The organism is Sorangium sp. So ce119 (assembly GCF_051524405.1).
Classification (GTDB): Bacteria; Myxococcota_A; Polyangia; order Polyangiales; family Polyangiaceae; genus Sorangium; species Sorangium cellulosum_G.
This window is the reverse complement of sequence record NZ_CP150310.1, coordinates 4794808-4805337: the sequence shown is the minus strand read 5'-3', so window position 1 is coordinate 4805337 and position 10530 is coordinate 4794808. Positions and strand designations below refer to the sequence as shown.

The 10530-nt window shown below is 71.1% G+C and carries 6 protein-coding genes; 5 read left to right on the top strand and 1 reads right to left on the bottom strand.

Going from position 1 to position 10530, the window contains the following annotated elements:
* The first annotated feature begins 20 nt into the window (after positions 1–20).
* From WME76_RS18060 to WME76_RS18040, 5 genes are read left to right on the top strand one after another with little or no spacing between them, the layout of a single operon-like run.
* Positions 21–536, top strand: coding sequence for a hypothetical protein (locus WME76_RS18060; protein WP_437961331.1), 516 nt, complete (start codon positions 21–23; stop codon positions 534–536).
* Positions 537–581: 45 nt separating this feature from the next.
* Positions 582–2801: a type VI secretion system Vgr family protein gene (locus WME76_RS18055; protein ID WP_437961330.1), complete on the top strand. Its 2220-nt coding sequence runs from the start codon at positions 582–584 to the stop codon at positions 2799–2801.
* A 4-nt stretch (positions 2802–2805) separates the two neighbouring features.
* Positions 2806–5025, top strand: a complete 2220-nt coding sequence (locus tag WME76_RS18050) for a type VI secretion system Vgr family protein (RefSeq protein ID WP_437961329.1) — start codon at positions 2806–2808, stop codon at positions 5023–5025.
* A 15-nt stretch (positions 5026–5040) separates the two neighbouring features.
* Positions 5041–7272, top strand: a complete 2232-nt coding sequence (locus tag WME76_RS18045; protein ID WP_437961328.1) for a type VI secretion system Vgr family protein — start codon at positions 5041–5043, stop codon at positions 7270–7272.
* Positions 7272–9515, top strand: coding sequence for a WD40 repeat domain-containing protein (locus tag WME76_RS18040; protein WP_437961327.1), 2244 nt, complete (start codon positions 7272–7274; stop codon positions 9513–9515). Before WME76_RS18045 ends, WME76_RS18040 begins: the two co-directional genes overlap by 1 nt.
* Before the next feature lie 6 nt (positions 9516–9521).
* Here the strand turns inward: WME76_RS18040 and WME76_RS18035 are convergent, their stop codons facing one another.
* Complete coding sequence (locus tag WME76_RS18035) at positions 9522–10529, bottom strand: DUF2169 family type VI secretion system accessory protein (protein ID WP_437961326.1); 1008 nt, start codon at positions 10527–10529, stop codon at positions 9522–9524.
* Position 10530 lies beyond the last annotated feature (1 nt).

Below are 10530 nucleotides of genomic sequence, written 5' to 3'. Positions count from 1 at the left end.
GCAGAGCTCAGGGGGTGACGATGCGGAACACAGCGGCTGCTCCCGGCTCAGCGCCGCGCGACGGGGGTGGCGCGGTCGTACCGATCGCGCGCAATGCCCCCGAGCCGCTCGGGCTCGCCGCGTTGCGGATAGCCCGGCTCGCCTCCGACAAGGACGGTCGCGACGACGTTCCCTCCATCCATCTCCAGACAGGCGCCGGCGAGGTGGAGGCGTCGGTGGATCCGGCCGTTCACCCGGTCGTGCTGCGCACCGCCTTCGAGCGCGGGGAGCGCGTCATCGCCCAGCGCGAGGGTGGCGCGTGGGTGGTGCTCGGGGTCCTGCGGACCGGCCCGACGCCTGGTGTCGATCCCGGCGACGAATACCTGATCCGCGCGCGCCGCGTCTCCATCGTCGCTGATCACGAGTTCGCCGTCGTGAGCGGCGCCGCGAGCCTCGTCCTGCGGGCCTTCGGCTATGTGGAGACGATCGCTCAGGACATCACCGCGCGCGCGACGAACGTCCACAAGGTGATCGGCCGCGTGATCCGGCTCAATTAGGGCAACGGGCCGCCGCGCGCGGCGGCCGACCGGAGGCGAGGGAACATGGCGCAGACGCTCGGCGTGAAGGTCGAAGGGCCCCTCTTCCGGGACGACGTGCTGATAACGTCTGCGCACGTCCATGAAGGCATCTCGACGCCCACGCGCGCCACGGTCTTCGCGATCGCTTCGTCCGAGCTCGACGAGGAGGGCGGGGTCGGCGGCCCGGCGCTCGTTTCCTTCACCGTCGACGGCGACGTCGTCCGGCGCTTCCACCTGGTCGTGGTGGCGGTGCGTTGCGAAGGCTTCTTCGACGGGGACCGGCTCCGCTACGTGTTCGAGCTGGTCCACGAGCTCGAGCTCCTCTCCCTGCGCGCCGATGTGCGGATGTTTCAGGACAAGGACGCGAAGGAGATCGTCGAGGAGGTGCTGAAGGGCGCAGGCATCGACGCTGGGCACCTGTCCTTCGAGGTGGCGCGCACGCCGGGCAAGCGAACCTACTGCGTCCAGTACCGAGAGACCGATCTCGCCTTCGCGTCCAGGCTCCTCGAGCACGAGGGCGTCTTCTACGTGATCGAGGACGACGAGTCGTCCACCCACGTCAAGTTCGCCGACGCGCAGAGCGCGTTCTCGCCCATCGAGGGCGACACGTCGGTCCTGCTGCTGCATCACGCAATGCATGGCGCCGGGATCCACGATTTCACGCTCGAATCGCGCGCGGTGCCGGAGCAAGCGACGGTGTGCGATTACAACCAGGACGCGCCCGGCGTCGATCTGACCAACACCAAGCAAGGCACTGGGTCGCCCGCGGGCGGCGTCTTCGAGTACGCGACCGGCCATCAGAAGCCTGCCGAGGGGAGCGCGCTCGCCGCCATCCGGATGGAGGAGATCTTCGCCATGCGCACGATCGGGCGGGGGAAGAGCGATCGCATGGCCTTCCGCGCGGGCGCGTGGTTCGAGCTCGATGGCGCCTCGCGCGAGGCGCTCTCGACCAAGTACCTGCTCCGCTCGGTCGAGCACCGGATCACACCCCACGCGACCGACGCCGGCGAGGGCCTCTCGTACGAAAACGCCTTCACGTGCATGCCGCACGCGACGCCGTTTCGCCCGCCGCGCGTCACCCCGCGGCCCCGGCTCCGCGGCGCGCATTCGGTGGTCGTGACCGGTCCGGCGGGCGCCGAGATCCACACCGAGAAGCTCGGCCGCATGAAGGGCAAGTTCTTCTGGGACCGCATCGGGAAGGACGACGACACGAGCTCGTGCTGGATGCGCCTGTCGCAGCTCCCGATCAGCGGCTCGATGGCGCTCGCCCGCGTCGGCTGGGAGATGACGGTCGTCTATCTTCACGGCGATCCGGACCGGCCCATGGCGGTCTCGCGGCTCTACAAGGCCGACAAGGTGTCGCCGTACGCCTATCCCGCCGCGGCCACGCGGATGGCCCTGAAGACGGACTCGAGCCCCGCGAACGGCAAGTCGAACGAGATCCGCATGGAGGACGGCGGCGGAGGGATGGAGATGTTCATCAACGCCGCCAAGGACTTCGACGCGGTCACGAGCAACAACAAGACCGAGACGGTCGGCGTCGACGAGACGCGCAAGGTCGGCGTCGCCGAGGAGGTCACGGTCGGCGCGAACGAGACGGTGTCCGTCGGCGCGAACCGGACCACCTCCGTGTCGTCCGACGCCGGGCTCAAGGTCACCGGGTCGAGGACCAAGAACGTCGGCGGATCCGAGACGGTGAGCGTCGGCGCGGATCTCAAGACGACCGTGACCGGCAGCGACGCCGAGACGGTCGGAGGGAGCCACACGACGCTCGCCCTGATGAGCGTCGGGAGGACGTCGAAGGGGTCGCACTCGCTCACGGTCGGGGGGTCGATGGTCTCGGCCGCCGGGCTCGGCGTGTCGGTCGCGGTCGCCGGGGCGAAGTCGGAGACGGTCGGCGCCGCCAAGATCAGCGCGTCCGCGTCGTCGGTGGCCGACTCCGTGGTCGGCGCCCACGCCGCGACGGTGGGCGGCGTGCGGGTGCAGGCCGCGGCCGGCAACCGGATCGGCTCGGCGCAGGGGAGCTCGGCGCTCACGGTCGGCGGCCTCGTCGTGGCGAACGCTGGCAAGCAGCTCACGCTCAAGGGATCGACGGTCTCGATCCGGGTCCTCGGCGTCGCCAACCTGCTCGGGGGCGGCGGCGTGGTGAACTTGACCCCGGGCTCCGCGGCGTTCGTGGGCCTCGTGACCCTCGATGCCTCGGGCGCGATCACGGTCTCTGGCAACCCCAACCTCGTCGGGTGAGTGCATGCCGCTCGCGACCCTCCAGATCGGCGGCAAGGCGCTCGGCGTGAGCGACGTCTCCGGGCGCGCCGCGCTCTCGGAGCTGTTCCGCTTCGACGTGCGCGCGTTCACGCGCGACGAGCCGCCGGCCCTGGCCGAGCTGGTCGGCCAGCCGTTCGAGCTCACGCTCAGCGATCCCTTCGATCGGGCGATGACGATCCGGGGCCTCGTGATGGAGGCCGAGCGGACGGCGGGCGCGCTGGGCGGCGGCACGTTCGCGCTCGGGCTCGAGCCCGAGGCGGCGCAGCTCACCGTGGGGCGCGACAGCCGCGTGTTCCAGCACATGACCGTCGTCGACATCGTGAAGAAGGTGCTCGACAAGGCGGGGATCGCGGCCGAAAACGTCCGTTTCGCGGTCACGGCGGACTACGCGAAGCGCGTCTATTGCGCGCAGTACCGCGAGTCCGACTGGCACTTCATCGAGCGACTCCTGGCCGAGGAGGGCATCTATTACTGGTTCGAGCACGACAGCGACGCGACCCGGCTCGTGTTCTCGGACGATTCGACCCTGGCGCCCGACATCGAGGGCGATCCGATCGTCCCCTTCCATGATGACACCGAGCTCCAGTCGGTGTCCGACAGCGTCCTGCGCGTCCATCGGCGGCGGGCCGTCGCGACCGATGCGGTCCGGTTGCGCGATTACAACTTCAACAAGCCGAGGCTCACGCTCGACGCCAAGGCGGGCTCGGGGGCGCGCGAGGTGTACGACTTTCCGGGCCGATTCGGTGCGCCCAAGGGGGGCGAACGGCGCGCGCGCGTCCGGATCGAGGCGCTGAGGGCGCGCGTGAGCGTCACCTCGGGCGAGACGTGGACGACGCGGATGCGCGCCGGGCTCGTCTTCGAGCTCGCTGGCCACCCCATCGACTCGCTCAACGGGCGCTACCTCCTCGACGCCGTGGCGTACCGGGCGCGCGGGCTCGGCGAGGGTCCCGACGACGCGCCAGAGGGCGAGCGCGCTCCTGGGATTCAGATGCGCTGGAGCGGCATCCCTGTGGCCACCGCGTTCCGTGCGCCGGTGGGGCGGGTCACGCGATCGCCCGGCGGTCCCCAGCCGGGTGTCGTCGTGGGCGCCTCAGGGAAGGAGATCCACCCCGACGATACCGGTCGAGTCCGCGTCCAGCATTACTGGGATCGGGAGGGGAAGCTCGACGACAAGGCGTCGACCTGGATGCGCGTGGGTCAATTCGCGCTGGGCGGGTCGATGATCCTCCCCCGCCTCGGGTGGGAGGTCGTCGTGGAGCACCACGAGGATGACGTCGACGACCCGTTCGTGCTCCTCCATTTCTATGACGGCCAGTTCCCGGCGCCTTACGCGCTCCCCGCGAACAAGACCCGGACGGCGTGGCAGACCGCGACCACGCCCGGAGGCGGGTCCACGAACGAGATCCGCTTCGAGGACAAGAAGGGGAGCGAGGAGATGTTCATCAACGCCTCGAAGGACATGAACGTCGCCGTCGGCGACAACCGTACGGAGAAGGTCGGCGTCGACCTCGAGGAGACGATCGGCTCCAACCTCGACGTGACGATCGGCACGAACGCGAAGGTCGGGATCACCGCCGATCAGAGCGTGAGCATCGGGGGCTCGGAGTCGCTGACGGTCTCGAGCAACCGCAGCGTCGACGTCGGCGGGGACGAGACGATCGCCATCGGCGGGTCGCGCACGGTGAGCGTGAAGGGGGCGAGCCTCGAGGCCACGGGAGGGCGGACGCTCACGGTCGGCGGCTCGATGATGGCCGCGTCCGCGCTCGGGGTGAGCCGCATGGTCCTCGGCTCGATGAGCGTGACGGTGGGAGGATCGTGGATCACCGCGGCGGCAGCGGGGCTCGCCAACATCACCGCCGGCGCGGGCGCCGAGACGGTGGGCGGCGCGAAGATCCAGGCGGCGCCGGGCCCTTGCAACACGAGCGTGAAGGGCGCGCTGGCCGAGACGGTCGGGGGCGCCTACGTGGTCGCCGCGGGCGGCAACGCGGCCGAGTCGGCGGCCGGCTCGCTCCGCGTCACCGTCGGCGGGGCGCTGCTCGGCAACGCGCCGAAGATCCTGATCGAGGCCAAATCGGAGATCTCGATCCGCGTCGGGGCGGCGTCCATCACCGTGAAGCCCGGCAGCGTCGAGGTGAAGGCGCCGACGCTCGCGAGTCCCGGCGCGAAGATCAAGAAGAAAGCCTCGACGATCCGCCATAACTGACGGGAGACGTAGAGCATGCCCCAGGACGACACGTCGCTCCATCAGGTCTTCTTCGCAGCGCCGGGCCTCGACGCGGGGATCGCGCGCGTGCACGCGTTCGCGGCCCGGGAGGGGCTGTCTTCGCCGTTTGTCATCGAGGTCGACATCGAGCTCCAGGGCGGAGAGGGCGATCCGGCGTCGTGGCTCCTCCAGGACGCCATCCTCTCCGTGGTCCGCGCGGCCGACGGCGAGGTGCTGCGCCGCTACCATGGCCCCGTCACCAGCGTCCGCGAGCGCGCGAGCCGCGAGGCGAGGCAATGGATCTCCGTCACGATGGAGGGGGCGCTCGCCCGCCTGCGGCTGATCAGCGATTACCGTATCTTTCAGAGCAAGGCGACGCGCGCGATCGTCGAAGAGCTCCTGAGCGAGGCGGGGGTCGACGCGAGCCGCGTCGAGTTCCGGCTGTCCGGCGCGACACCCGAGCGCGAGGTCTGCACGCAGTTCGGCGAGACGAGCTTCGATTTCATGAGCCGGATCCTCGAGGAAGACGGCCTGTTTTACTTCTCCGAGTTCGATGACGGGGGGGAGCGCATCGTGTTCGCGGACGCCAGCGCCGCGTGGGGCGCGGCGGTCGTGGAGGAGATCCCGTTTCGCCCGGACTCGGGTCTTGTCTCGGAGGGCGCGGTCACCGCGCTCTCCGCGTGGGAGCGCGTGCGGCCCGCGAGGGTGACGCTCCGCGATCACGACTTCAAGAGGCCCTGGCTCGATCTCGAGGCGGTCGCCGAGGGCGAGGCGCCGCTCGGGCGCGAGCACTACGACTATCCGGGGCGCTACGTCGACCCGGACGAGGGCAAGCGGCGCGCACAGCTCCTCCTCGACGCGCTGACCAGCGAGAGCTCCGTCGTTCGTGGGAAGGGCAACGCGGCCGCGCTCACGCCCGGCCATGTCGTCCGCGTGTCCGACGCGCCCGAGCCGGTGGCCGACCGGGACTGGGTCGTCGGGTCGATGGAGCAGACGTTCCACGATCGCCCGCGCACCACGCTGACGAACACGTTCGTGCTCGTGCCGAAGGATCGGTCGTACCGGCCCCCGCACCGCGCGCCGCGGCCCGTCGCGGCGGGCCCTCAGGTCGCGACCGTGACAGGGGCGCCGAACGAGGAGATTCACACGGATGAGTTCGGGCGCGTCAAGGTCTTCTTCCCCTGGGATCGGCGGAGCACCAAGGATGACAAGAGCTCCGCCTGGGTGCGCGTCGGGCAGATGCACACGAGCGGCTCGATCGCGATCCCCCGCGTCGGGTGGGAGGTGATCATCGACTTCGAAGGCGGCGATCCCGACCGGCCGTTCGTCGTCGGCCGGCTGTACAATGCCAGGTACTCTCCACCGCAGGCGCTGCCCGAGGGCAAGACGCGCTCTTCGCTGCAGTCGCTGTCGACGCCTGGGGGCGGCGGGCAGAACGAGATCCGCATGGATGACGCCGGGGGCGGTGAGCAGTTCCACATCCACGCCGAGAAGGATCTGAACGCCAACATCGCCAACAACATGACCGAGAAGGTGGCGAACAACTCCACGCGCCGCGTCGGCTCGAACCACAAGGTCACCGTCGGGGCGGATGACAAGCTCAGCGTCGGGGCGAAGTACGAGCTCGTCGTCGGGGGCTCGCAGACATGGAAGGTGGGCGGGTCGCGCACGAAGAGCGTGAGCGCCGCCGAGAACGTGGCGATCACCGGCGCGCGCGCCGTCTCGATCGGCGGGAGCCACACCACGACGTCGACGCGCTCCGTCGAGACGAGCACGCCGGCGAACCTGGACGAGACGGTCGGCGGGAGCTGCGTCGAGGCGGCCGCGCTCGGGGTGAATTTCGCGGTGGCAGGCTCGTGCAGCGTGAGCGTCGGCGGCGCGAAGATCGAGGCGGTGGTGACGGGGAAGACGGAGACGACCATCGGCGCGCTCGCCTCGACCATCGGCGGCGCGTTCATCTCGGCGTCGGGCGCCGACGTGGGGACCAACACCTCGGGCTCCAAGGCCACCACGGTGGGCGGCGCGTGGGCGGCGAACGCGGGCGGCAACGTGGAGCTGTCGAGCGACGGCAACCTCACCATCGACATCGGCGGCGCGCTCTCGCTCAACGCAGGTCAGATCGTGCTCAGCGTCGGTGGCTCCAACGTGACCATCGCAGGAGGCGCGGTGACGATCACTTCCCCCGAAATCAAGCTCAAGGCCACGGGACCGCAACCCGAGCTGGCGGCCGGAGTCGAGGATATCTGATGGCTACATCGAAGAAGCCGGCTGCGTCGAAGAAGCGCGCCGGCGAGAAGAAGCAAGAGAAGGCGCAAACCAAGACGGCTCCCTCGCGCGAGGCTCCCTCGCGCGAGGCGCCGCGCGGCGAGGCGCCGGCCCCGAGCGCGGTGGCCGGCCCGGCCGTGTCGATGCGCGCCGGCTCGTGGGTGAGCAAGCTCGTCGCTGGCAACGGCGCGGCGATCGTCGTCGCGCGTACCGGGGCGCACGGCCCGGTCGAGGTGTGGGACGGCGCTCGCGGGGAGCGCCTCCGCGCGATCTCGGACGCGCTCGACGTCGTGCTCGACGACGCGCGAGGGCGCGTGATCACGGCGTCCGCGGGCGGCGTGGACGCCTGGGACCCGAGGAGCGGGGAGCGCGTCCAGGCGTTCGCCGAGGGCGCGGGCTGCTCGGTGCTCGGGATCGAGCCGGCTGGCGCGTGGCTCGCGGGAGGGCACGCCTCCGGCGAGATACGGGTCTGGGATCTCGCGACGGGCGCGCTCCGCCACCGGCTGCGCGCGCACCGCACGGCCGACGGGACGCCGGCCGTCGTCGCGGTCCATATCGCGCACGGCCGCGTCATCTCCGTCGGCTGGGAGAACAAGAAGCCGCTCGATCTGATCCGCTCGGTGCGCATCTTCGACGCCGCCAGCGGAGCTGCTGAAGGCGAGGTCCTCCGGACGACGGACCACCGCTCGACCCTGCACGTGCAGCCGCTCGCCGACGGCCGGCGCGTCGCGGCCGGCGCGCTGGAGATCCTGCGGACCCCGGATCGCGCGACCGGGATGTCCCAGAAGCAGTGGCGCTGGGTCGTGTGGGACGTCGAGGCGAAGAAGGGGCACTCCCCGGATCCGCTGCCGCCCAGCGGGCCGATGTCGATCGAGATCCCTGCGCCTGACGGCGAGCGCGTCGCGCGGCGCTACGACCAGAGCTCCATCGTCGAGGTCTGGGACTGGGCCAAGCGGAAGCTCGCGCACACGCTCTCGGGCCACGCCGAGCGCGTGCTCGACATGACCCTGCGCCCCGGCGGGAGGCAGCTCGTGACCGCGAGCGAGGACAAGACGCTGCGCCTCTGGGACATCGTGAGCGGCGGCAACCTCGCGCTCTTCACGGGCCACGCCGCCGCCGTGAGCCGCGTCGCCATCACGCCGGACGGGGCCCGCGCTGTCTCGGCTGCTCTCGACGGCAGCATCAACGTCTACGCGCTGGAGCGTGCCTCCGCGGCCCCGTCGGCGTCGATCCCCGCGCCAGACGAGCACGCGAACGAGGTGAGCGGGATGGTCCCGCTCCCGGACGGGCGGCGCCTCGTGACAGCGGGCGCGGATCGCGCGCTCAAGATCTGGGACGCCGACGGACGGCGCTCGATCCGCACGCTGCGCGTCGGCGTCGAGGGCGAGTACGGCGTGTTCGCGCTGGCGCTCCACCCCGACGGCCGCCGCGCCGTGACGTCGGGCGTCGGCTCGCTCGAAGCGTGGGATCTCGAGCGCGGCGAGCGCGTCGCGAGCTTCGACGGCATCCCCGACTTCGGTCCCGTCGCCGTGCGCCTCACCGCGGCGGGCAGTACCGTCGCGGGCCTCTGGGTCGACGGCTCGGTGATCGCAGGCAACCTGGACCGGAGCAAGCTCGCCCGGGGCTTCGATCGTATCGAGGGCGCGTCGGCGATCGATCTGGACCCCTCGGGAGCGCGCGTCGCGATCGGCCTCCAGACGGGGGCGGTGGAGATCTGGAGCGCCGCCGGCAAGAAGCTCGCGGAGCTCGCCGCCGCCGAGGGCGATCCCACCGCCGCGGTGCTGTTCCATGCGGACGGCAAGCACCTCCTCGCCTCCAGCGAACGAGGGACGATCCGGTTCGTCTCCATCGAGACGGGGCGAACGAAGCGCGCCCTCGACGGTCACCAGGCGCCGCCGCGGTACCTCGTGCCCCTCGCGGGCGGAGCGCAGCTCCTCTCCGCCGATGCGCGGGCGACGGTGAGGCTGTGGTCCCTGCCGGACGGGAAATGCCAGCGCTCCTTCGCAGCGCACGACGCCGCGCTCGCCGCGCTCGCGGTGAGCCCCGGCGGCGAGCACCTCGTCACGGCGGGAGGCGATCGCACGATCGCGCGATGGAGCCTCGCGAGCGGCGAGCGCACGGGCGCGTGGCGCGCCGAGGGGAACGTCACGGCGTGCGCTGCGCTCGCGTCGGGGCGTGCGGTCTACGGCGACGCGGCGGGGCGCGTCGTGTTCCTCGACGGCTGATTCAGCTCACACGAGCTCCTTCTCGAGCACGAAGATCTCGTCGATGTGCTCGTACTTCCGCGGCACCGGTATGGCCGCGCGGAACGTGAGCTCCACGCGGCGGGCGTCCGCGTCGAGGAGGATGCTGTCGAGGTGCGTCCTGTGCTCGGTGCGCACGCCGCGCGAGACGCTCGAGAACCCTGGCGAGATGCGAGGGAGCTGGAAGCGCCAGACGCCCTCGGGCGTCGCGCCGCGGACCTCGATCGGCTCGTCGCTCCTGAGCGGCGTCGCCGACCACTGATCGTGCGGGACCGAGACATGGAAGCGGGGATCAAAATCGTCGGGCAAGAGCGGCATCTTGCGCTGCATCCAGGCCTGGTCGTACGTGCCCGCGTAGCGCGCCCTGGGCTCCCAGTGCCGGTGGATGGCCCCGAAGCACGCCGGCACGTTGTCGCCAGCTCCGATGGGCTGCGCGGGGTCCTCGAGCTGGGCCGCGAGCTTGTCGATCAGGCTCTTCGGCTGCCGCGCGACGCCGCGGCCCACGAGGTTCCGCGGCTCGCCGACGAGCTGCGTCGGGTCGGAGAAATCCGAGCCGCCCCACGCGAGCTCGTACACGAGCGGGATCGGCTCCTGGATCACCCTCGCAGGCCCGGGGGCGAGGCCCCCGAACGCGCCCCACTTCCACGTGCGGAGGCCGTGGGCGCGCACGGTCTTGCGGAGCGGCCCGACCAGGAGCGACACGTCGACGTGGCTGTGCCGGCCGGTCGCGGGGGGGTGGGCGTGTCCGATCAAGATCACGTCCGTACCCGGCTTGTAGTCGAAGAGCACGGAGGGCTTTCGCAGGCTCGAGGCGGCCGGGTCCGCGCCCGTGTACTCGTCGACGAGGCGCGGCTCTTCCGGGTCGAGCACCTCCACGGCGCCGCGCGCGTCGACCGCGAACGTGTACGCGAGGACGACCACCATCTGGTCTCGCCCGTGCTTGTCCTTCATCGGCACCGGGACGTGCCCGGCGCGGCAATCGACGATGACCTCCACG

Coding starts and splice junctions, on each gene's coding strand:
- WME76_RS18045 (WP_437961328.1), top strand. CDS start 5,041: ATGCCCCAGGACGACACGTCGCTCCATCAGGTCTTCTTCGCAGCGCCG.
- WME76_RS18040 (WP_437961327.1), top strand. CDS start 7,272: ATGGCTACATCGAAGAAGCCGGCTGCGTCGAAGAAGCGCGCCGGCGAG.
- WME76_RS18055 (WP_437961330.1), top strand. CDS start 582: ATGGCGCAGACGCTCGGCGTGAAGGTCGAAGGGCCCCTCTTCCGGGAC.
- WME76_RS18060 (WP_437961331.1), top strand. CDS start 21: ATGCGGAACACAGCGGCTGCTCCCGGCTCAGCGCCGCGCGACGGGGGT.
- WME76_RS18050 (WP_437961329.1), top strand. CDS start 2,806: ATGCCGCTCGCGACCCTCCAGATCGGCGGCAAGGCGCTCGGCGTGAGC.